Origin of the sequence: Paracnuella aquatica, from assembly GCF_003332885.2 — a bacterium.
GTDB lineage: Bacteria > Bacteroidota > Bacteroidia > Chitinophagales > Chitinophagaceae > Flavisolibacter > Flavisolibacter aquaticus.
This window is the reverse complement of record NZ_QOWJ01000009.1, coordinates 178,095-200,194: the sequence shown is the minus strand read 5'-3', so window position 1 is coordinate 200,194 and position 22,100 is coordinate 178,095. Positions and strand designations below refer to the sequence as shown.

Sequence of the window (22,100 nt, the reverse complement as noted above, 5' to 3'; positions counted from 1 at the left end):
GATTTGAAGGAAGCATCGTACTTGCGCCGGGGTTTCTGTGCATTTTTGTGCTGCATTGTTACTTGCTAATTTACGCAAGTCAACTGTCCAGAAAAATTAGACCATCTCAAAGCTGCTGTATGGCGGCAGGATCAGGCCAGAACCTTTCAAACGTGATTTTATACGCTTTAGAACACCTGGAGCTGAGCGGCCGCTTCAGTATCTGTCCATGGACATTAAGTATGTACACATCCATGGATGGAACAGAAATGTTTACCTGCTGACGGTCATGGACATTTACAGCCGCAAGGTGCTGATTCATATGTGCAGGCAAAGCATTAAAAAAGGAGATGTGCTGGTCATGCTATCGCTGATGCTGCTGGAGTATAAAACAGAAGGCATGCGCATCAGAAATGACAATAGCTCACAGTTCATTGCCACGGCGGTTCGGCAGTTTTTAAAAGAAAAAGGGATAAAGCAGGAGTTCTCGCATGTGGCTACACCAGAAGATAATGCTTACATCGAGGCGCTGCATTCAAATCTGCAGCGGGAGGTAATGGAAAGGTTTGAGTTTGATTCCATCTACCACGCCCAGATGATCATCAACCGCTATTATCAGTGGTACAATGAAAAGAGAAGACATGGTTCGTTGAAGGGAAAAACACCCAATGCTGTCTATCAACAATATTTTAATCCAAACCCTTTTGAATACTTAAAAAATAACTCAACTACCTTTGAAAAACCCTCCAGTTTATAAGGGGCCGATACACTTCTTGGTAGGACCCTGGTGCGCCCCCCTTTTTTGGATGGTGCAAAGCTTCCATCGATATAGAACATTTCCTGCACCCGGATGTCCTTACCATAAAGTGGGTGCCGGCGCACCTTGCGCATCAGCTTTTTGAATAAACCTTCATCTGCCCACATCTGAAAATAACGGTGACAGCTCTGAAATGAAGGATATAAATCCTCGGGTATGGCCCGCCAGGGTGCACCGGTTTTCAATATCCAAATGATTGCCTCAAAGGTCCGTTTCAGGTCTACAGGTGGTCTGCCGGGGCCCCGCTTTCTGCCATATTTCCTGATGACCATTGGCTCAAACAAACTCCACAAATCAATGATGGGCTTCCGCTTCATAACAACTCCTTTTCCATCCAATACCCAAACTCTACACCAACCAATTACCTATTTTAAGACAACCCTTACTCTGGATAGCCTTTGCCAGTGTTTATAAACAGTCGTCTGATTGTTTCCAATCTGCACCTTCAAGTACAATGCAAATTCTTCCATGAATGAATCATCCAGATCGTAGAGGTAAAAGTCATTACGGCGAAACTTGTGTTTTGCAAACTCCAGTACCCGATCAAAAGTTTGGTTGTACTTACCATGGGTGATTGGTGAGTATTCTCTGCCAATGAGGCTTTTTACCATAGAGAGGTAGGCTTCAAAAGCATCCTTTACCGTGTACGCCTGTTTAGATGGACCTGTGAGAGCTTCTTTCACCGTGTACACGTTAAAAGGCTTTCCTTCCAGGATCAACTTGTTAATTATAGAACGAACCTTTACTTCCAACGCTTTCAAGCCTCCGTTAATGGAAGCTACTTCCCCACCTTGACCTTTTACTTTCTTGGCTTTCTTATCCCAGCTGGCAGCCGCAATGAAATGGCCTGTGGATACCGTTACCTGATTGTAGTTGTAGCGGATCCGCATGTAAATGGGGGTTTGGCGGGTCTTGGTGCGTTTGGAATGGTTGAGAAAGAAGGAAATTTTGATTTGTGACTCCATATGTTTAACGGTTTTAAACAAAAGAAAACCGCAACAAAACAGAAGTGCTGAAACCCTTTCCTACCAAGGCTTAAACCAAAAAAGTGAGACCAAATTGCTGCCAAAATTGGTAGTGGTCCATAACAGGTAGCAGTATTTTCTACTACTGGAAAGTGCCTTTTTAAAGAATGGAATCGAACCGTAGGAAGAACTTTCGCCCCATCCATACCCAGCCCCTTTTTTATAAATGGCAGTAAAGACGCGGGATCCAGGGAAAAAAAGAAAAGCCGACTGCGATCCTCAGAAGGGAAAGAGTCGGCTCTACAAATGTTCAAAAATGGACCATTGTGGAGGTGACCGGAGTCGAACCGGTGTCCAAACATGATATCCAAACGCTTTCTACATGCTTATTTCCGAATTAATTGTCGGGAAAAAACCGGAGCGGAACAAACCAATTCTTTCCTTAGCTGGATGGGCTTAAGCAACGATCACAGCCTTTCGTTGCAGCAGCCTCTTTTGTTTTTAAGTCGGCGGCGGCGCTTGGTAAGAGACCAACCTGCGCGGCGGCCCTAATGACTACTTAATCACTGATTAGGCAGCCATGGCAAAGTTAGATTCGCCATTTAGAGTTTGAATCTTCAGATTTACGAGCTAATGATACAACGCTCGGCATGCTTACACGTTCAAAGACCTATGCTGTCAAAACCAAACACCCCCGGGGAGAAAAAGTCCGAAGTCCGAACAGGTTTTCAGCGGCGACAAAAATAAGCATTTTATATGCAAGCATGGGTTTTAAAATCTTAAAAAAGGAGCGGGGTACATAGTGATGGATGCACGACAGTGTTTGCCTGAAAATTGGGTGCGGTGATGGAAGTAGTTGTCAGCCCGGCAGCGGACAGAATGTACAAGTGTGCGACGCAACAGACGTTGAACAGCATTACTACTGTTTGTTCCATAAAAAAATCCATCTCGTGGGAGAGATGGATTTTTTTTATTGGGGATAGAATCCAGATTTAAATGTTTGGAACTGGTGCAATTATCTCACCAGGCGCCAGATGTCGAGGCCGAAGGCGTAGAGCATCAGGCCAAGCAGCAGCACCATGCCTACCATTTGGGCGTATTCCATAAACTTGTCGCTGGGCTTGCGGCCGCTCACCATTTCGGCAATGGTAAACAGCGCATGGCCGCCATCAAGCGCCGGAATGGGCAAGATGTTCATAAAAGCCAGGATGATGGAAAACAGGGCTGTCATGGTCCAGAAACGCTGCCAGTCCCAGGTGCCGCCAAAGGTTTTGCCAATGGAAATGACTGAACCCAGGTTGTCGGAAACTTTATGCTCTTTGGAGGTAAAAAGGAGGCGGATGCCGTTTACATATTCGCCCAGGCGGTCCACGCCGTAGTTTACACCAGCAGGAATGGATTCACCAAAAGAGTATTCTTTTTTCTCGGTCTGGAAAATGCGGTCCGGCGCAATGTTGAAAAAGCCAATAGAGCCGTCTTCTTTCACCTTTACACCCACGGTGGCGGTATCGGCACCACGCAGCAGGCTCATGGTTACGTTCTGCCCTTTGTATTGTTGTTTTACTTCGTTGAATTCGTCGAAAAAGGCCGTGGGTTTGCCATTCATGGCAAGGATGCGGTCGCCTTTCATCAGTTCGCCACTGGTGTATTCAGGAGTACCGCCAATGCTATCCACCACCACCGGCATGCGGGGCGTAACAAAACCGCGCAACTGGTTGCGGGTAAGCTGGCGCACCGTGCCTTCGGGAAACTGGAGGGTGGTATCGGCGCCGTTGCGGTTTACGGTTAAACTAACCGACTCGCTGTAGGCCAGGTCTTTCATAAACTCGCCGTAATACTGAACGGGCTCGCCGTTAAGGGCTTTGATCTGGTCGCCGTCGCGCATACCAGCAGCGCTGGCCAGCGAATCGACCGCCACGCCGTATTTAAGGCTGCTCATGGGCAGCCGTTCTTCGCCCCACACAAACAGGATGGCGGCAAACAGCACCAGGGCCAGGATAAAGTTGACGGTAACACCACCCAGCATAATGATGAGGCGTTGCCAGGCCGGCTTGCTGCGAAACTCCCAAGGTTCCGGCGGACGGTTGAGCTGGTCTTTATCCATGCTTTCGTCGATCATGCCGGATATTTTTACATATCCGCCCAGTGGCACCCAGCCCAGGCCATACTCGGTTTCGCCCACTTTCTTTTTCCAAAGCGAAAACCAGGGGTTAAAAAACAGGTAGAACTTTTCCACGCGGCAGCCAAACCATTTGGCCGGCAGAAAATGCCCCAGCTCGTGCAGCACCACCAGGATGGAAAAGGCAAGGATAAATTGGCCAACATTGGCAAAAAAAGCCGACCAGTTAACAGCTAATAAAATCATACTTAGGTTTGCCCTGGCCCAAAGCGCGGGCCGGAAGCGCTGATTGTAATGGTTGAATAAAGAACAGAACGCCGAAGTGAGTGACACAACCAAAGGTGGGCAGGGGCACTAAAGCCGGCTTCAAAAAATACTTACTCCGCAAGATAAGGGATGCAGCGAAATGAACCGGCCGCCAATGGACGGGCGGCAGCGGCTTTAACCACGTTTTAAAGCTTGATCATATCAGCGGCATAGCTGCGGGCCTCACCGTCGCTTTCAAAATACTCGTGGAGGGTGGGCTGCTGCACAAAATGCACCTTGTCCATGGTCTTTTCAATGACGTCGGTCATTTCCAGGAACCCGATCTTGTTGCGCAAAAAAGCATAGACTGCAATTTCATTGGCGGCATTCATCACGCAGGGCAGGTTGCCGCCGCGGTTGAGCGCTTCCATGGCCAGGGCCAGGTTGCGGAATGTGCGGATATCGGGCTCCTCGAACGTAAGGGTGCGAACCCGCCGGAAATCGAGTCGGGGAAAATCGTTGGGAATGCGGCGCGGAAAACCCATGGCGTATTGGATGGGCAGCTTCATATCGGGGAGGCCCATTTGTGCTTTGATGCTGCCATCCTGGAACTGCACCATGGAGTGGATGATGCTTTGCGGGTGAATGACCACTTCGATCTGCGAAGGCTCAAGGTTGAACAGCCACTTGGCTTCGATCATCTCGAGGCCTTTGTTCATCAGCGTGGCCGAGTCGATGGTGATCTTGGCGCCCATCGTCCAGTTGGGGTGTTGCAGGGCATGGTCGCGGCGCACATTCAGCAGGTAATTGGGTTTTTTACCTAAAAATGGCCCGCCGGATGCGGTGAGGATCACTTTCTCCACCGGGTTGCGGGTTTCGCCCACCAGGCATTGGAAAATGGCGGAATGCTCCGAATCGACGGGGATGACGGGCACCCGCTTTTCGTAGGCGGTGCGCATCACAATGTCGCCAGCCACTACCAAGGTTTCTTTATTGGCCAGGGCAATGGGCTTGCCGGCATTGAGCGCATTGAGGGTAGGGCGGAGGCCGGCATAACCTACAATGGCCGCCAGCATCAGGTCGTATACATCCATGGAGGCCACTTCCTCAAGGGCCTGCTCGCCGGCAAATACTTTACAATCGGAGCTGGCCAGCGCATCCCGCACCTGGGCGTACTTGCTGTCGTCGCCGATCACTACAATATTGGGCTGGTACTTCAGGGCCTGTTCAATGAGCAGCTCGGCGTTGCTGTTGGCGGTAAGCACTTCAACGCTGAATTTGTCGCGGTTGGCGTCAATAACGTCGAGGGCCTGCGTACCGATGGAGCCGGTTGAGCCGAAAATGGCGATTCTTTTAATCTGTCCGCTTTGATTCATGCTGGGGGTAAGTGTAGCAAAGTAAAGGAGATATTGGTTGATAGTTGGTAGTTAATAGTTGATAGTGAATACAGAGTAGACCAATTTTCAAATCGCTGTCAACTACCAACTGTCAACTATCAACTCTCTACTGTCAACTCCGCTCGGTCCAGGGCATCAGGGCATCTGCAATTTTACGGTCGTTGCTCAGGCGGGGCACTTTGTTTTGCCCACCCAGTTTGCCCACCGATTTCATATAATCGATAAAACCGTTTTTACGCACCACTGATATTTTCAGCGGCAGCAGGATGTTGCCCCGGATCAGGTCGTCGTAATAAATATTCTTTTGGCGCAGGTTGTCGTCTATTTTTTGGGCCAGCCCGGCCAGGTCGGCGGGTTCGGTGCCAAATTCAATCAACCACTCGTGGTAGCTTTTGCCACGGCCGCCATCCACCACCGGCGCCACCGTAAACTCCGTAATGGGCACGCCGTGTTCCTGCGCTGCTTTCAGCAGGCTGGCTTCCACTTCTTCGCCAATTACGTGCTCGCCAAAGGCGGAAATATAGTGCTTGATGCGGCCCGACACGACCACGCGGTAGGGATCGGTGGACACAAATTTGACCGTATCACCAATATTATAACCCCAAAGGCCGGCGTTGCTGTTGATGATCAGCGCATAATTTTCGCCCACTTTTACATCGCGCAGGGTAAGCCGGGTGGGGGCCTCGTTAAAAATTTCTGCGGCGGGCACAAACTCAAAGAAAATACCGCTGGCCGTGTTCAGCAGCAGGCCTTCGCCATCTTGCGTATCCTGAAAAGCAAAAAAGCCTTCCGAGGCGGGGAAGGTTTCAATGGCATCCACCTTGCGGCCAATGGTTTCAAACAAGCGGGCCGCGTAGGGTTGAAAATTGACGCCGCCGTGCACCATCACCGAAAACTGCGGGAACAGGTCGGCTATTTTTTTACCAGATTTTTCCACAAGCCGGTCGAAATACATCTGCATCCAGGGCGGAATGCCCGAGATCAGGGTCATATTCTGGTTGATGGTTTCTCCTACAATGCGGTCGAGCTTGGTTTCCCAGTCTTCTACGCAATTGGTTTCGTAGCTGGGTAGCTGGTTGGTGCGCAGGTATTTTGGAATATGGTGGTTTACGATTCCGCTTAGCCTGCCGGTAGGAATATCGGCAATGCGCTCCAGCACCGGCGAGCCCGACAAGAAGATCATTTTGCCATCCGAAAAAGCCGTGTTGCCCGTTTCAGCCATATAACAAAGCAGCGCATTGCGGGCCGAGTTGATGTGGTTGGGAATCGACTCCTTAGTAATAGGTATATACTTTACACCGCTGGTGGTGCCTGAAGTTTTTGCAAAATAAATGGGCTTGCCTTTCCAGAGGATGTTGTGCTTACCACTTTTGATTTTTTCAATATAAGGCTTCAGGCCCTCGTAGTCGCGGATGGGCACCGCCTGCCTGAAATCGGTATGGGAAGCCACCTGGGCAAACTTATGGTCGCGGCCAAATTCGGTATCGGCAGCGGCAGCAACCAGCTTTTTAAACAAGGCCTCCTGGTCAGGAACGGCGGTTTGCGCCCCTTTCTTTACCTGGCTGTGCACAAAATAGGCAAGCGGTTTGGCCAGCAATGATTTAACCTTCATTTCATTCTTAAGTTGGCTGCAAGGTAGGAAGGGATTTATGATTTACGATTTCGGATTGCGGATTTTGGATTTTGGATTTTGGTTTAAAGACGGAAATGAATACCCTCGAAAAAGCGGTAGTGTGTTGTTAAATCGTAAATCACAAATCCGAAATCCGAAATTCTCTCCCGCTTTCCTTGGTCAGTAATTTATTTCTCACTACTTTTGCCGTCCTAATTTTTGAACCGTTATGTTCGCAATAGTAAAAATAGCCGGCCAGCAGTTTAAGGTGCAAAAAGACCAGACTTTGTACGTGCCCCACGTAGGTGGCAACGCTGGCGATAAAGTAGAATTCGGTGAAGTGCTCCTGGCTGACGCCGATGGCAACCTGTCGGTTGGCAGCGCAGTTAGCGTAAAAGTACAGGCTGAAATCCTGAACCATGTGCAGGGTGATAAGGTGATTGCTTACAAGCAAAAGCGCCGCAAGGGTTTTCGCAAGAAAAAAGGACACCGCATCCAGTACACCAAGATCCGCATTGCGGACATCGCTTAAGTAAATCCGAAAATAGGATATCGAAATCCGAAACGGATTCGGATTTCGGATTTAAAACATTCAAAATTCTAAATCACCATGGCACATAAGAAAGGTGAAGGTAGTGTAAAGAACGGCCGCGACTCGCAAAGCAAGCGCCTGGGCGTTAAAATCTATGGCGGTCAACCAGCCATTGCCGGTAACATCATCGTACGTCAGCGTGGCACCAGCTACCACCCCGGCAGCAACGTAGGTGTAGGTAAAGACTGGACCCTGTTCGCACTGACCTCCGGTACTGTTGAATTCCGCAAAGGCAAGCACGACCGTACTTTTGTTTCGGTTACGCCTGTTGCTGTTTCTGCCTAACTGGCATGATGGTTGTAAAAAACTTTGGAAGCTGGGCATTTGCGCTTAATTTTGCCTAGATCCGTTTTTTACTAACCATTAAATTCAACAAACATGGCAACTTCAAAAAAGGCCGCGGCTAAGTCTGCGTCGCCTAAAAAAGCCGTAGCAAAAAAGGCTGCTCCAAAAGCAGTTGCAAAAAAAACCACCGCTAAAAAGGCTGCTGTCAAAAAAGCAGCGCCCAAAAAAGCGGTAGCTACAGCGAAAAAAGCAGGCCCTAAGGCTGCTGCCAAAAAAAGCACAGCAAAAAAAGCGGCCGTTAAAGCAACTGCTAAGAAAGCCGCTCCAAAAGCTGCAGCTAAAAAGACCACCGCAAAAAAGGCGACTGCTAAAAAAGCAACCGCTAAGCGTGCTGGCGCTAAAAAGTAATAGCAAAGTATTTGTTGATAAAGTCCCGGTTTCCGCCGGGACTTTTTTTATGCCCAAACTATTGCTGTGCAGTGAAATACGGTAAAACCGAACATGCTCGTTCAATTCGTCGGTCGCGAACTGTAGGTGCAAACCAAGAGTGAATCTTACTCCGGCCGGACAAATAAGGTTGGGAAAACGCTGTACAATGCCTTTTACTCAAAAAGCGCCAACTGTTGCTGTTGCTGGGCTTCGGGCATGCTGCCGCGGAAAAGCGGCGCTGCAGCTCCTTCGGCCCTGATCTCAAACAGGGGCGTAGCAGCAAACCGGGAGGCAACTACGACCTGTGCATTGCCGGCATGGGGCGCAAAAAGGTCGGCTACCAGTTGCGGATGATTGTTGTTGTTCGACAGGTGTGCCAGTAACAGGTGCGTCAGGTGTTGCGGGCGGTGTTGTATAAAAATATCCAGCGCCTGTTTGTTCGACAGGTGCCCATCACCGCCGCGGATGCGTTTTTTGAGGTGAAAAGGATAATTGCCCCGCTCCAGCATTTCCTCGTCGTAATTACTTTCCAAGAAAGCCGCATGGCACTGCGAAAAATGGCGCACCAGTTGGTCGCAAGGGCGGCCCAGGTCGGTAAACACACCTACCGTTACGCCATTGCCCTGCACAATAAAACTGTGCGGGTCGGCCGCATCATGAAATTTGGGAAATGGCGTAATGCTCAAGCCGCCAACGGTTACCGGTTGGTGGGCGGTAAAGGTGCACACGAGTTCGGCATCTACCCAAAAGCCGCCGTTGCGGCGCATGGCCTTGGTGCTGTATACGGGCAGGCGCCATTTGTTGGCTAGCCGCGAAATGCCGCGGACATGATCGGTATGTTCATGCGAAACAAAAATAGCCTTGACACCGCTCAGCGGCAAGTCCAGGTCTTTCATGCGCTTTTCTACCTCGCGGCACGAAATGCCCACGTCTACCAGCACGGCTTCTGTGCCGTTGCCCACATAATAACAATTACCGTTGGAGCCCGAGTTGAGCGATGCAATAAATAGCGACATGCAGGCTGCAAAAATAGGCAGTAGGCCAGATAAAAATTGCTCGTTTAGACTAACTAAGATGGCTTAACAACATCTTGTGGCTGCTTCCAGCTTTAACCTACGCGAATTAATCCGATTTTGTTTTTGCAACTTAGTTGCATTCCTTTAATTTTGGTGTTCCATCACCGATATGGACCAATTTAGGAACACCACAAAGTGATGGCGTATATTTAGCATACCGCTTCAATCAATGAAATCACATTTTTGAAAACACCCGGCACCATACGGTCTATCGTTGCAATGCTGCTGCTGGCAGTGGCGCTTTTGGGCAGCACGCCCAAAAAGTACCTGCACGATGCACTGGCCGGCCATAGCGATGTAAGCTATGGGTTCAAAGGTGAGGGCAAATGGATCAGCGCCACAACCTATCAATGCGGCTTTGACCACCAGGTGGCCGAATCGCCGTACACTGGTGCCAACCCGGTGCAACTGCCCGCACTGCAGGTAGTGTACCACTCCTCCGAAATACCATTTTTTTACACAGACCCGGCTGCCGGCTTTCACGCCAACGCCCAAAGCCGTGGACCGCCCCAGGGGTAAGCTTTCCCGTTGCTTCACCCTTTTTTCTGTGTAAACTTTTCTTCCGTGAAAAAGTTATTGTTGCTGCTCTTTGTGGGGCAAGCTGCCCTTGTTCAGGCACAGGTGTGCGCCGGTTCGCTAACCGGTCATGTGCACCATTCTGCCAGCCACGAAAACCTGGCTGGTGCCACCGTGGAGTTGTTGGAACTCCAACGCACCCTCACCACCAACAGCAAAGGCGATTTTCGTTTTGATGCGCTCTGCGCCGGTCATTATACATTGCGCATTTCCCATGTGTCGTTCGATACTATTGTGCGGTACGTTGGCCTGCAGGGCACGGCCCACCTCGATGTGGATATGCCGGTGAGCCGTACAGTGCTGGAAGGCGTGACCGTGGCGGCGCAGCGCAATGTGCCCCTGGCCGGCACCCGCTCCGAGGTAAGCGGCACCGCCCTTGAAGAAGCCCGTGGCCGCTCGTTTAGCGATGCGCTGGCAAAAATCAACGGCGTTACCCTCTTGCAAACCGGCTCTACGATTGCCAAGCCCATCATTCATGGGCTGCACGGCAACCGTATTTTGACCATCAACAACGGCGTGCGGCAGGAAGGCCAACAATGGGGCAACGAACACGCGCCGGAAGTGGATCCTTTCATTGCGGGTAAAATCGCCGTAGTAACCGGTGTTGACCAGTTGCGTTATGGTTCCGATGCCATCGGCGGCATTATCCTGGTGGAACCCAAACCCATCCGCCAGGCACATGGCAATAGTGGTGAGGTAAATGCGGTGTATGGCACCAACAACCGCCAGGGCGTTGTTTCGGGGGTGTGGGAAGGGGCCAGCCAAAAATGGGAGGGATTTAATTACCGCCTCCAAGGCACCTTGAAAGGCAGCGGCAATGTGGCAACGCCTAGTTACCGGCTGAACAACACGGCCAGCAGGGAAGGCAACTTTTCCATTGCAGGAGGCTACCGCCGGCACCATTTTCAAACCGAACTTTTTTACTCTTATTTCCAAACAAAACTTGGGCAGTTCACCGGCGCCCATATCGGCAACACCACCGATTTTGAGCAGGCCTTGGATGCGGCAAAACCCGATCCGACTTTTACCGGCCAACAAAGCTTTGACATTGCCCGGCCGTACCAGGCCGTGGTGCACCACCTGTTGAAATCAAAAACGGTGGTGGATGTGTCGGGTCATAAATTTTCGCTGCTGCTTTCGGGTCAGTTCAACGACCGCGAGGAGTTTGACGTGGTACGGAGCAGCAGCCGGCGTGGGCCGCAAATGCACCTCACCATCGGCACGCTGCAGCAGGAGCTGAACTGGGAGGCGCCGCGCAAAGGCCCATGGCAGCACACCGCAGCCGTTTTGGCCATGCAGCAATCCAATAGTTATGCCGGCCGTTATTACATCCCGGCCTACAACGCGCAGAACTGGGGCGGATACTATATCACCAAATGGAACCACAACGCCCTTGACCTGCAAGGCGGCCTGCGGTTCGACAGCCGCGCCATTCAATCGAACCGGCTGCGGGCCGGTGGCGCCGAGTTTGCCCGCTACGATTTTGATTTCAACACTTTTGCTGCTTCGCTGGGTGGTGGTTACCGCATCACTGATGGCTGGCGCGTTTCGGGCGGTGCAACGCTGTCGAGCAGGGCGCCGCATATCAACGAGTTGCTGAGCAACGGCATCCACCAGGGCACCGCTACTTTTGAAACCGGCGATATTAATTTAAAACCGGAGCGATCCGTTTACCTGCACCTGGGCCAGCGGTTTAACAACCGCCAGGGTACGTTGGGCGGCGAGTTGTCGCTGTACCAAAATAACATCCGGGATTTTATTTACCAGCAACCGCTGCCCGGCGAGCCGGTAGTAACGATTTCGGGTGTGTACCAGGCGCTGCGCTTTGCGCAAACCGATGCACGGCTGCAAGGGATGGATGCCTCTTTTTGGTGGAAGCCGGCGGCGCAGTGGGAGTGGACCGGGCAATACAATTTGCTGCGGGCAAAAAATAAGAAAACGGCCGACTGGCTGATCCGCATGCCCGCCGACCGGCTGGCGTCTTCGTTGCGCTATACTTTTAAAGACGGTGCCAAACGCAGCGCCACTTACCTGATGATTGAAGGCCAGCAGGTGTGGCGCCAAACACGGGTGCCCGACGAAACCGGCGGCAAGCAAGACTATGCGCCGCCGCCACCGGGCTACTTTTTAACCCATATTGATGCGGGCACCACCATTACCATCGGCTCGGTGCCGGTGGGCCTGGGCATCAGCATACGCAATTTGCTGAACGAACGCTACCGCGATTACCTGAACTACCTGCGGTTTTTTACCGATGAAATGGGCCGCAACGTGCAGCTGCGCCTGAAAGTGCCCATTGGTGCGGGCAAAGGGTAAGCCCATTTTTCCAAAATTTTTACTCGGTAAAGTGGATGACCGCTTTGCGTCGGCACTTGCCGTTCATTACCATTTTTCCAAACATTTTTTAAAACAAACCCTGATCATGATGAAACAAACAATGAAGCGTTGGTCGATGCTGCTGTTGGCAGCGCCAATTTTGCTTACCGCATGCAGCAAGGCTTCGGATGGCGAAAACAACGATGAAGAAGTAATCACTACCGTAAACCTGAAAGTGACGCCCCACACCGGTGGCGGCAACCTAGTCGTATTTAGCATCGACGACCCGGATGGCCCCGGAGGCAATCTACCCACCCAGCAAAACGTGGTACTGGCGCCCAATACCATGTATCATTTTGAGCTGGAACTGCTGGACAAAACCAAGAATCCCGCAGCCGATATTACCGGCGAAGTGGATGAAGAAGGCGATGCCCACCGCATTTATTACCTGCCTTCTGCTGGCAGCAACATCCAGGTTACTGGCTTGAACAACGACGATAATGGTATTCCGCTGGGCACTACCGGCTTTATCACCACCGGCGCTGCCGGCACCGGCAACCTGCGTGTGGTGTTGCGCCACTACGGCGGCAACCCACCCAACAAAGGCGCACAGGATACGTGGGACAGTCCTAAATCATCCTCGGATGTGGATGTGACGTTTAATACTGCGGTGCAGTAAGGAGCGCATCTTTTCATCGCTGCAATGCGATGTGTCGGGAGAAAAATGTGCAAGGGGGCCATAAATTATTGAAGATTGATACGGCCGGGTTGTCTATCATTCGCCAAAGGGGTTTAACTTTCCGGGACAGAGGTCAAGAACCGGATGAACAGTTAACGCCAAATGGTGAATGCTGTTGTAGCCCGGATATGTTTGATCCTTTCAATAATGTATGGCCCCTGTGCCGTTTTAAAAATGCCATGATGTCGATTGCTGCCCCATATTTTTTGCTCAACAAATTGCACTGCAATAACATACTGCGGCAGCATTCACTTTCTTTTTACTTTTTCCCGAACCATCGCAAACCGTTGATCCATTGATGAAATTTAATGATGCACCCGGGCGGCAACCGCTCCGGTTGAGCGCTTTTTTCTGCAGTTGCTTGCTATTGGGCACTGCGGCTGCCAACGCCCAGCAGGCGCTGCCCCTAAACGATCTGTCTTCTTTTCAACCTTCTTCCAAAACCTGGCGCATTGCAGGCGATGTGCAGGCCGATCTTGCAGCAGCCAATGCACTGAAGCCGGCCAGTGGCACCGGTGTACTGGTAAATGTGCCCACCAACAAAGAGCAGGGCGCCGACCTGTTTACCAACCTTACCCATGGCGATGCCGACATAGAGCTGGAATACCTGATGGCAAAGGGCTCCAATTCGGGCATTTACCTGCAGGGTCGCTACGAAATTCAATTGCTTGATTCCTGGGGTGTAACCCAGCCCCGTGCCGGCGATAATGGCGGTATTTATGAGCGTTGGGATGATAGCAAACCCGATGGGCAAAAAGGGTACGAAGGCCATGCACCGCGACAAAACGTTTCAAAAGCACCTGGCCTTTGGCAAAAGATGCGGATCTCTTTTCAGGCTCCCCGCTTTGACGGCTCGGGTAAAAAGATCCAGAATGCACGCATTCTTTCCTTAAGTCTTAATGGCGTAACGATACATGAAGATGTGGAGCTCTCCGGCCCTACCCGCGGCGCCATGCAAAACAATGAAGTGGCCGAAGGCCCAATCCGCATCCAAGGCGACCACGGAGCTGTTGCATTCCGCAACATTAAAGTCAACAAATTTGATGTAACCAAGCCTGCGCTTTCGGGGCTGAAATATTCGGTGTACAAAGGCCAGTTTGAAAGCCCAGCACAGGCCACCCAAACCACACCATTGGTAACAGGTAATCTGTTGCAGCTGTCTGCTGCCGTTACCACGCTGGCCAACGATTTTTTGGTGGCCTATACTGGCAATTTATCGGTGGAAAAGGCAGGCAAATATTCGTTTCGCCTGGCGGCACCTGGCGCTAAAGGCATGCTGAAGATCGACGGAAAAGAAGTGATTCCTTTTGGCGAGCGGCAGGGCGGAAACAGCACGGAATTAAGTGCCGGCAATCACCAGGTAGAACTGGTTTATGCAAAAATTGCCGACTGGGCCAAACCCGCACTTTCGTTTTCCATTTCTGGTCCCGGACTGCGCGAAACGCTGTTGAGCGAATCGGGGCTGAGTGCCGCTGATCCTGTCGACCCAATCTTGGTGCAGGCACCCAAAAACACGATGCTACGTTCTTTTGTGGACCTGCCCGGAAATTACCGGGTTACGCATGCCATTAATATAGGTTCGGCCGAAGGGCTGCATTACACTTATGATCTGGACAACGGAACAATCGTTCAGGTGTGGCGCGGAGGCTTTTTAGATGCTACCCCCATGTGGCATTCGCGTGGCGACGGATCTTCCCGCGCTACCGGTTCTGTCTTAAACTTTGGACTACCCAAACCGGCTTTTGCAGTGCTGCAGGATAACGGTGCCGCATGGCCGAAGGATTCTACCGGCAGCAATTTTGCCTCGAAAGGTTACGCGGTAGACCGTGACGATCGCCCTACTTTTCGCATTCAAACGCATGGCGCATTTATTCAGGATGCACCCCGCGTAAGTGCCGATGGGCATGAGCTGCAACGCACCATCACCGCGGAAAATGCACCCACCAACCTGTATGTGCGCATTGCTGAAGGCGCCAATTTTACCGAGATATCAAAAGGGCTATACCTGGTGGGCGACAAGGCCGCTTACCTGCGCATTGATGATGCAGGTGGCGCAACACCACTTATTCGCGATGGTGCGAATGGCAAAGAGCTATTGCTGCCGCTGAAGTCGACGGTAAAATATGCGCTGCTGTTTTAACAGGCAGGCACAACCGAAAATTAGCCCTAACCACACAATTTTATTGCTTCATTCATTGCTTCCATACCATGCAATTCATATCAACACATTTTTTTAAAAAAACAAGCATCTGCTTGCTGGCGCTTGCAGCGCTGTTGGTTACAAACCGACAAGCCGTTGCACAGGCCGAGTCGGCAAAAGAAGACGATTACTTCAAGATCATGCGGGTGCCTGTACCTGAAGGCAACCTGCTGGAAGTGGGCGGCCTGTGTACCATGCCCAACGGCGACCTCGCGCTGACTACCCGCCGCGGCGATGTTTTTATCGTAGAAAATCCCACCAGCCCGCGACCTTTTTTCAGAAAATTTGCCACCGGCATGCACGAGGTGCTGGGTGTGGCTTATAAAGATGGTTCGCTGTATTGCGCACAGCGCGGCGAGCTCACCAAGCTTACCGATACCGACCACGATGGCAAAGCAGACTTGTATGAAACCGTATACGCCTGGCCGGTTTCGGGCAACTACCACGAGTATAGTTTTGGACCTAAAATAGCCCCGGACGGAAAGTTTTTCGTGACCCTCAACCTTGGTTTTCCCGACACCTGGTGGCATCCTAAAAGCATGGTGCCCTGGCGTGGCTGGACGCTTAAGATCGGTGCCGATGGGAGCGTGGAGCCTTGGGCTGCCGGCATGCGTTCGCCATGTGGCATTTCGATGATCGACGACGAACTTTTCTATACCGACAACCAGGGCGACTGGGTTGGCTCAGGGTCGATTATGCATGTAAAAAAAGGCGCTTTCATGGGGCACCCGGCAAGCCTTGTCTGGACCTCGCTGCCCAACTCGCCGCTTAAGCTGAAAGAAGATCAAATTTATTCGCTGGTGCCCATGCGCAATGATGTAAACAAGGCGGGCCGGCCGGTAAAGCCAGAAAATATTGTCAATGAAACATTCCTTTCTGAATACCAGGTGAAAAGCAAGATTCCTGAGTTGCAGTTGCCCGCAGTGTGGTTGCCGCACGGTATCCTGGGCATATCCAATTCCGAAATTGTAAAAATTCCGGAAGGCAGTTTTGGGCCTTTTGCCGGCCAGCTGCTGGTGGGCGACCAGGGCCAAAGCAAATTGAGCCGCGTATTTATGGAAAAGGTGAATGGCGAGTATCAGGGAGCTGCGATCGAGTTCCGTAGCGGGTTTCAAAGCGGCATTGTGCGCCTGGCATGGGGTAAGGACGGGTCGCTTTTTGCCGGCGAAACTGCCCGCGGATGGGGCTCGGCAGGTGAAGCAGGCGAGGGGCTGCAGCGGCTGGTTTGGAACGGCAAAGTGCCTTTTGAAATGCGGGCCGTTCGGGCCATGCCAGATGGTTTCGAAATTGAATTTACCCGCCCTGCTGACCGTAAATATGCCGAGGATTTAGCTTCATACAACGTCGAAAGTTATATCTACAAATACCATTCGGTGTATGGATCGCCGCCCGTAAATGGGAAGAAGCTGGAAGTAAAAGGTGTGAAGGTTTCACCGGATGGCCTGCGGGCCCGCATTGTGGTTGATGGCCTGCGGCCATACTATGTGCACACCATTACACTGGAAGGGCTGCGCGATGCGGAAACACATTTTTCGCTGGTGCACCCAACTGCGTATTACACATTGAATGCCATTCCGGAAGGAGTTAAGCTTTCGGTAACGGAAATGAGTACCCGTAATTCGGCAGCCAAGCCGGCAACGCCTGCTGCTAAGCCTTCGGCAAAGCCAGCCGCAGCTAAACCTGCCCCTGCAAAAGCTGCTGCAACAGCGCCTAAGGCACCAACCTTTGCCGATGTAAAACCATTGCTGGCGAAACACACCTGCAATGCCTGCCACAATGCAGACAAGCGCCAGGTTGGTCCATCCTTTAAGGACGTGGCTAAACGTAAATACACGGTAAACAAAATTGTGCAACTGATTCATAACCCGCAGCCGCAAAACTGGCCTGATTACGCCACGCCCATGCCGCCCATGCCGCATGTGCCGGAGGCCGATGCCCGCATCATTGCAGCCTGGATCAACACGCTGAAATAATGGAGGTGCCGCAATTTGTTTTGCAAAAACCGGCGGTTTGGCAGCGCCGGATGCAGAAACAAACATTAACTTGTCTGCCTAAATATTTGCCTAACAATACTAAACCTTAAACGCCCCGAACGCTGTATGAATCGTACACTTGCATTGATGACGATGGCGCTGGCAACCTCGATGGTAGCAGGAGCCCAAACCAAACCCGAAGAAACAGAAATTTGGGAGCCGGTACCCAAAATGGTGAACACCGGAAAGTCGGTGCTGGTGGCGCCGCCGGCCGACGCCGTCATCCTTTTTGATGGAAAGAACCTAGATAAATGGGTATCCACCAGAGATACGTTAAAACCCGCCTTGTGGACCGTTGCCAACGGCGTGGTGACGGTAAAAAAAGGAACCGGCAATATCCAAACCAAAGATGCATTTACCGATTACCAGCTGCACCTTGAATGGCAGGTGCCCACCAATATTTCCGGTAAGGGTCAGGGCCGCGGTAATAGCGGCTTGTTCTTGTCGGCTTATGGCAAAGGCGATGGCGGATATGAAATTCAGATCCTCGATAGCTACAATAACCCAACCTATGTAAACGGACAAGTAGGTTCTATTTACAAACAACATATTCCGCTAGCCAATCCCGTGCGGCCTCCCGGCGAGTGGAACGTGTACGATATTGCTTGGACCGCACCACGTTTTAACGAAGATGGCAGCGTAAAAACGCCTGCACGGGTAACAGCATTTTTGAATGGTGTGTTGGTGCAAAACAACGTAGAGATACTGGGCGAAACCCGCTACATCGGCAAGCCGCAGTATGTGAAACACGGACCTACGCCGATCAAGTTGCAGGACCATGGTGATCCCAGCGAGCCCATTTCGTTCCGCAACATTTGGATCCGCCCGTTGTAAGGCATCGATTGGATTTAACTGAGTGACATTTCATTTTTATTGATAACGTTTGAAGACAGCGGCAATGCTGTCTTTTTTATGCACGTCATGTAAGTGCAGATGTTTTTGCCATTATTTTAAAATGGGCGCACTGCAACAAAGGCTAACTTTGAAAGCATCTGAAAAATAGGTTCGCATCAATTTCTATTCAATAAAACGCCCAGTGCGTTGAGTAATGTGTAAGTAATGAAGCATTTATTTATCAAAATCTCCTTTTCCCTGTTGGCCCCGGTAGCTGCTATTAGCCAGCAGCAAAGCGTTCAAAGTTTTCCGTTACAGTCGGTGCGGCTTTTGGAAAGTCCTTTTCAGCAAGCGCAGCAAACCGACCTGAAATACATATTGGCACTGGATGCCGACCGCCTGCTGGCGCCGTATTTACGCGAAGCGGGCATCACGCCCAAAGCGGCACCATACGGCAACTGGGAAAACACAGGGCTTGACGGGCATATTGGCGGCCACTATGTTTCGGCGCTGGCCAATATGTATGCAGCAACCGGCAATGCGGAAATAAAAAAGCGCCTCGATTATATGTTGGACTGGCTGGAAAAATGCCAGGTGCAAAATGGCAACGGCTACCTGGGCGGCGTGCCGGGCAGTAAACAATTGTGGCAGGATATTGCGGCCGGTAAAATAAATGCGGGCAGCTTTTCGCTCAACGACAAATGGGTGCCGTGGTACAACATACACAAGATGTTTGCGGGCCTTGCAGATGTGTATCGCCAGACCGGCAATGAAAAAGCAAAGATCATGTTGGTGCGCTTCTCTGACTGGTGCGCCAATCTGGTTGCCAATCTTTCCGACCAGCAATTGCAAAATATGTTGCGCAGCGAGCACGGCGGCATGAACGAAGTGTTTGCCGATGTGGCCCATTTTACCGGCAACAAAAAATACCTGGAGCTGGCCCGCAGGTTTTCGCACCAGCGGGTGTTGCAGCCCCTGTTGCAGCAAAAAGATTCGCTGACCGGCATGCATGCCAATACACAAATTCCAAAGGTGATTGGTTATATGCGGGTGGCCGAAGTGGATGGCAATAAGGAGTGGGCGGCAGCTGCCAACTACTTCTGGCAAACGGTGGTGCACAACCGAACTGTTTCAATCGGTGGCAACAGTGTGCGGGAACATTTCCATCCCGCGTCGGATTTTTCGTCGATGGTTGATTCGAAGGAAGGCCCCGAAACCTGCAACACCTACAACATGCTGAAGCTGACCAAGCAGCTGTTTTTGCAACAGCCGTCGGCAGCTTATATGGATTATTACGAACGGGCACAATACAACCATATTCTTTCATCGCAGCACCCCAATGGCGGCTTTGTTTATTTTACGCCCATGCGGCCACGCCATTACCGGGTGTACTCACAACCGCAGGAAGGCTTTTGGTGCTGCGTTGGATCGGGTTTGGAAAACCACACTAAGTACGGTGAATTGATTTATGCCCACAACGATAAAGACCTTTTCGTAAACCTATTCATCCCGTCCACGTTGCAGTGGAAGGAGCGAGGCATCAGCCTTTCACAGCAAACGGCATTTCCGTCTGAAGAAAAAACGAGCATCCGTATCACGATACAAAAGCCGCAGCAATTTGCGCTGCACCTGCGCCAGCCGTCATGGATCAAAGGGGCCATGAAGGTGTTGGTAAATGGCAAAGCAGTGACAGGTAAGCTCGATGCCACCTCATCTTATCTGGCGGTGAACCGCCAATGGAAAACTGGCGATGTGGTAACCGTGATGCTGCCCATGCAAACCAAGGCTGAAAAACTGCCTGATGGATCGCCGTGGGTATCGTTTGTGCACGGGCCGGTAGTGCTGGCGGCCGCTACAGACACCACCAATTTGCAGGGCATTTGGGCCGACAACAGCCGCATGGGCCATATTGCCAATGGGCCGCTGTACCCGGCCGATGATGCGCCGCTGCTGGTAACCAACAATACTGATGTGGCTGCCGCACTGAAACCGGTGCCCGGAAAGCCGCTGCACTTTACCGCATCAGGTTTGATTCATCCGGAACAATATAAGTCGTTGCAACTGGTGCCTTTTTATACCGTGCACGAGGCGCGGTACATGGTGTACTGGCCGCTGACTACGCCTGAAGGTTTGGCCAAGCGAACCGAAGCCATCCGGGAACGGGAACGAGCCCGCTTGCAACTGGAAAGCATCACGATTGACCAGGTGGCGCCGGGTGAACAACAACCCGAATCGGACCATAATTTCAAAGGGGAGCAAACCGAATCAGGTGTGTTCCAGGACCGGCATTGGCGCCATGCCAGCGGTTGGTTTAGCTACGATTTAAAGAACAAGGGTGGTCAGGGCCGCACCCTGCGGATCACCTATGCCAGCGGCGACCGCAACCGTACGTTTGATATTTTCATCAATGGGCAACTGTTGCAAACAGTGCGGCTCGAAGGCCGCCAGCAGCAAGGGTTTTACGATGTGGACTATGCCATCCCGGCTGCGTTGTTGCAAAACCTGGCGAATGAAACCATGGCGGTGAAATTTGCGGCACATCCGGGTTCCATGGCCGGCGGTATTTTTTATGTGCGGTTGTTGAAATAACCTGCGGGCACGGACAAGGCGTCGTTGTTCGCGATGTGTTTTCGAGTAAAGGAGTGATTACTGCTTTGTCATGCTGAGCGCAGCGAAGCATCTGAATTCTGTACGAAGTACCTTTTGCAAAGACCAGATGCTTCGCTGCGCTCAGCATGACAAGGCCAAAACACTGCGCAGGTATGAAGGAGGAGATATGCAGTGATGTGTATTGTTGTTAAATAAAATTGCTGAATAAAGGTCCTGCCGCACAAGTGTGCGACGCAACAGCAGCCGAACAGTATTCCGACGGCAGGTTACCCAAAAAAGCTTCCATCTTTGCACCAATGAATTCCTGGTTGGCCTTGCTGGCGTTGCTCCTCGTGTTGGCCCTAGTATATGTTGCAAAAAAACTCACCCTTGCCGGCACGCTTACCGCCGGCGCTGTTGCCGTAGTTATTTGGGCCGGAACAGACTGGATTGGCATCATCCTGCTCGGTGCATTTTTCATACTGGGCACGGCTGCCACTTCCTGGCAAAAAGAAAAAAAAGTAAAAGCAGCACTGGCCGATGCTGAAAGCAGCCGGCGCACAGCAGGACAGGTATTGGCCAATGGTGGTGTGGCAGCTTTCTGTGGGCTTTGTGCTGCCGTCTGGCCGCAACATCAAATGCTATTGACTATCATGCTGGCAGGTTCTTTTTCGGCCGCCACAGCCGATACGCTTTCCTCGGAACTGGGTGTGTTGTATGGCCGCCGGTTTTACAATATCCGCACCATGCGACCCGACCGGCGTGGGCTGGATGGCGTCGTTAGTTTGGAGGGAACCTTATTGGGTGTGGTGGGCAGTGTGGTGATTGGATCATTGCTGTTGGCTAAGGCGGAGTTTTCTATCATTGCATTGTTTGTGGTGGTGCTGGCGGGCCTGGCGGGCAATCTTACCGACTCGTGGCTGGGTGCTACTTTGGAGCGGGGCGGGGTGTTGGGTAATAATGCCGTAAATGCGCTGAATACTTTAGTGGGTGCTGTTATAGCGGGCCTTTTGTGGCACCTGTGGGCATAAAAAAAGCAGCCGTCGCTGCTTTGTATTTTGATTACTTCTTAGGTAATTTTTTTTGTTGGGGTTGCACTCGTACCGGCACCAGTTCCGGCTTTTTATAACCAAGCAAAATCGACAAAAATTCTCTCAGGCTCATCAGATATTGTTGTTTGGGTGAAGAATTACATGAAAGCTGTTGCGCCATCAATGGGTGTAAGTTACAGCCCCTTTCTTAGCAATCGGTGTTAAAGGCTAACTTTTTTTGGTTTTTATGAAGCCGTTTTGAAAA

At 51.4% G+C, this 22,100-nt stretch carries 19 protein-coding genes and 1 other RNA gene; 12 read left to right on the top strand and 8 right to left on the bottom strand.

Annotated elements, in window-relative coordinates; translation table 11 throughout:
* Both DRJ53_RS21595 and DRJ53_RS14035 read left to right on the top strand, forming a co-directional pair.
* A partial coding sequence (locus DRJ53_RS21595; protein WP_206609795.1) for a hypothetical protein occupies positions 1-263 on the top strand: 263 nt, incomplete at its 5' end.
* The gene (locus DRJ53_RS14035) at positions 209-736 is read left to right on the top strand and encodes an integrase core domain-containing protein (RefSeq protein ID WP_162303877.1); all 528 of its coding nucleotides are present in this window, start codon (positions 209-211) and stop codon (positions 734-736) included. The genes DRJ53_RS21595 and DRJ53_RS14035, both read left to right, overlap by 55 nt.
* Here the strand turns inward: DRJ53_RS14035 and DRJ53_RS21885 are convergent.
* The 6 genes from DRJ53_RS21885 to DRJ53_RS14005 all read right to left on the bottom strand — a co-directional run bounded on the left by DRJ53_RS21885 (position 658) and on the right by DRJ53_RS14005 (position 7,135).
* Positions 658-1,113, bottom strand: a complete 456-nt coding sequence (locus tag DRJ53_RS21885) for a transposase (protein WP_114236277.1) — start codon at positions 1,111-1,113, stop codon at positions 658-660. The genes DRJ53_RS14035 and DRJ53_RS21885 overlap by 79 nt on opposite strands.
* A 48-nt stretch (positions 1,114-1,161) precedes the next feature.
* Entirely contained in the window at positions 1,162-1,761 is a 600-nt protein-coding gene (locus tag DRJ53_RS14025) for a phage integrase SAM-like domain-containing protein (RefSeq protein WP_114236276.1), read from the bottom strand.
* A 324-nt stretch (positions 1,762-2,085) separates the two neighbouring features.
* Positions 2,086-2,457, bottom strand: a transfer-messenger RNA (tmRNA) gene (gene ssrA / locus DRJ53_RS14020).
* Between the two features lie 319 nt (positions 2,458-2,776).
* The gene (rseP, locus tag DRJ53_RS14015) at positions 2,777-4,126 is read right to left on the bottom strand and encodes an RIP metalloprotease RseP (RefSeq protein WP_114236275.1); all 1,350 of its coding nucleotides are present in this window, start codon (positions 4,124-4,126) and stop codon (positions 2,777-2,779) included.
* Between the two features lie 206 nt (positions 4,127-4,332).
* Entirely contained in the window at positions 4,333-5,502 is a 1,170-nt protein-coding gene (locus tag DRJ53_RS14010) for a 1-deoxy-D-xylulose-5-phosphate reductoisomerase (protein ID WP_114236274.1), read from the bottom strand.
* Positions 5,503-5,635: 133 nt separating this feature from the next.
* Positions 5,636-7,135 (bottom strand): GH3 auxin-responsive promoter family protein, encoded by a 1,500-nt coding sequence (locus DRJ53_RS14005; RefSeq protein ID WP_114236273.1) that lies wholly within the window; start codon positions 7,133-7,135, stop codon positions 5,636-5,638.
* A 229-nt stretch (positions 7,136-7,364) separates the two neighbouring features.
* Here DRJ53_RS14005 and rplU point away from each other — a divergent pair, with 229 nt between their 5' ends.
* On the top strand, positions 7,365-7,667 hold the full coding sequence (rplU, locus tag DRJ53_RS14000) for a 50S ribosomal protein L21 (RefSeq protein WP_114236272.1): 303 nt from the start codon (positions 7,365-7,367) through the stop codon (positions 7,665-7,667).
* Positions 7,668-7,745: 78 nt separating this feature from the next.
* Positions 7,746-8,012, top strand: coding sequence for a 50S ribosomal protein L27 (rpmA, locus tag DRJ53_RS13995; protein ID WP_114236271.1), 267 nt, complete (start codon positions 7,746-7,748; stop codon positions 8,010-8,012).
* 71 nt (positions 8,013-8,083) lie between these two features.
* Here rpmA and DRJ53_RS21485 read toward each other — a convergent pair whose 3' ends face one another.
* Positions 8,084-8,362: a hypothetical protein gene (locus tag DRJ53_RS21485; RefSeq protein WP_175580756.1), complete on the bottom strand. Its 279-nt coding sequence runs from the start codon at positions 8,360-8,362 to the stop codon at positions 8,084-8,086.
* A gap of 252 nt (positions 8,363-8,614) precedes the next feature.
* Positions 8,615-9,457: an MBL fold metallo-hydrolase gene (locus DRJ53_RS13985; RefSeq protein ID WP_114236269.1), complete on the bottom strand. Its 843-nt coding sequence runs from the start codon at positions 9,455-9,457 to the stop codon at positions 8,615-8,617.
* Positions 9,458-9,700: 243 nt separating this feature from the next.
* On the opposite strand from DRJ53_RS13985, the gene DRJ53_RS13980 reads away from it, so the two are divergent.
* From DRJ53_RS13980 to DRJ53_RS13945, 8 genes are all read left to right on the top strand, one after another.
* Complete coding sequence (locus DRJ53_RS13980; RefSeq protein WP_123893574.1) at positions 9,701-10,036, top strand: hypothetical protein; 336 nt, start codon at positions 9,701-9,703, stop codon at positions 10,034-10,036.
* Between the two features lie 45 nt (positions 10,037-10,081).
* On the top strand, positions 10,082-12,409 hold the full coding sequence (locus DRJ53_RS13975) for a TonB-dependent receptor (protein ID WP_162303876.1): 2,328 nt from the start codon (positions 10,082-10,084) through the stop codon (positions 12,407-12,409).
* A gap of 106 nt (positions 12,410-12,515) precedes the next feature.
* Positions 12,516-13,088 (top strand): hypothetical protein, encoded by a 573-nt coding sequence (locus DRJ53_RS13970; RefSeq protein ID WP_123893572.1) that lies wholly within the window; start codon positions 12,516-12,518, stop codon positions 13,086-13,088.
* A gap of 358 nt (positions 13,089-13,446) precedes the next feature.
* Positions 13,447-15,288: a 3-keto-alpha-glucoside-1,2-lyase-like domain-containing protein gene (locus tag DRJ53_RS13965; protein ID WP_114236265.1), complete on the top strand. Its 1,842-nt coding sequence runs from the start codon at positions 13,447-13,449 to the stop codon at positions 15,286-15,288.
* 113 nt (positions 15,289-15,401) lie between these two features.
* A complete protein-coding gene (locus tag DRJ53_RS13960; protein WP_241558556.1) occupies positions 15,402-17,321 on the top strand; it encodes a c-type cytochrome in 1,920 nt (639 codons plus the stop codon).
* Between the two features lie 126 nt (positions 17,322-17,447).
* Complete coding sequence (locus DRJ53_RS13955; RefSeq protein ID WP_114236263.1) at positions 17,448-18,215, top strand: 3-keto-disaccharide hydrolase; 768 nt, start codon at positions 17,448-17,450, stop codon at positions 18,213-18,215.
* A 225-nt stretch (positions 18,216-18,440) separates the two neighbouring features.
* The gene (locus tag DRJ53_RS13950; RefSeq protein ID WP_114236262.1) at positions 18,441-20,804 is read left to right on the top strand and encodes a glycoside hydrolase family 127 protein; all 2,364 of its coding nucleotides are present in this window, start codon (positions 18,441-18,443) and stop codon (positions 20,802-20,804) included.
* Positions 20,805-21,121: 317 nt separating this feature from the next.
* On the top strand, positions 21,122-21,835 hold the full coding sequence (locus DRJ53_RS13945; protein WP_114236288.1) for a DUF92 domain-containing protein: 714 nt from the start codon (positions 21,122-21,124) through the stop codon (positions 21,833-21,835).
* Positions 21,836-22,100 lie beyond the last annotated feature (265 nt).

Bases quoted from the DNA above. Each gene is read 5' to 3' on its own strand.
- rseP (WP_114236275.1), bottom strand. From the start codon at position 4,126: ATGATTTTATTAGCTGTTAACTGGTCGGCTTTTTTTGCCAATGTTGGC.
- rplU (WP_114236272.1), top strand. From the start codon at position 7,365: ATGTTCGCAATAGTAAAAATAGCCGGCCAGCAGTTTAAGGTGCAAAAA.
- DRJ53_RS13970 (WP_123893572.1), top strand. From the start codon at position 12,516: ATGATGAAACAAACAATGAAGCGTTGGTCGATGCTGCTGTTGGCAGCG.
- DRJ53_RS13950 (WP_114236262.1), top strand. From the start codon at position 18,441: ATGAAGCATTTATTTATCAAAATCTCCTTTTCCCTGTTGGCCCCGGTA.
- DRJ53_RS21885 (WP_114236277.1), bottom strand. From the start codon at position 1,113: ATGAAGCGGAAGCCCATCATTGATTTGTGGAGTTTGTTTGAGCCAATG.
- rpmA (WP_114236271.1), top strand. From the start codon at position 7,746: ATGGCACATAAGAAAGGTGAAGGTAGTGTAAAGAACGGCCGCGACTCG.
- DRJ53_RS13945 (WP_114236288.1), top strand. From the start codon at position 21,122: ATGAATTCCTGGTTGGCCTTGCTGGCGTTGCTCCTCGTGTTGGCCCTA.
- DRJ53_RS14010 (WP_114236274.1), bottom strand. From the start codon at position 5,502: ATGAATCAAAGCGGACAGATTAAAAGAATCGCCATTTTCGGCTCAACC.
- DRJ53_RS14035 (WP_162303877.1), top strand. From the start codon at position 209: ATGGACATTAAGTATGTACACATCCATGGATGGAACAGAAATGTTTAC.
- DRJ53_RS14005 (WP_114236273.1), bottom strand. From the start codon at position 7,135: ATGAAGGTTAAATCATTGCTGGCCAAACCGCTTGCCTATTTTGTGCAC.
- DRJ53_RS13965 (WP_114236265.1), top strand. From the start codon at position 13,447: ATGAAATTTAATGATGCACCCGGGCGGCAACCGCTCCGGTTGAGCGCT.
- DRJ53_RS14025 (WP_114236276.1), bottom strand. From the start codon at position 1,761: ATGGAGTCACAAATCAAAATTTCCTTCTTTCTCAACCATTCCAAACGC.
- DRJ53_RS13955 (WP_114236263.1), top strand. From the start codon at position 17,448: ATGAATCGTACACTTGCATTGATGACGATGGCGCTGGCAACCTCGATG.
- DRJ53_RS13985 (WP_114236269.1), bottom strand. From the start codon at position 9,457: ATGTCGCTATTTATTGCATCGCTCAACTCGGGCTCCAACGGTAATTGT.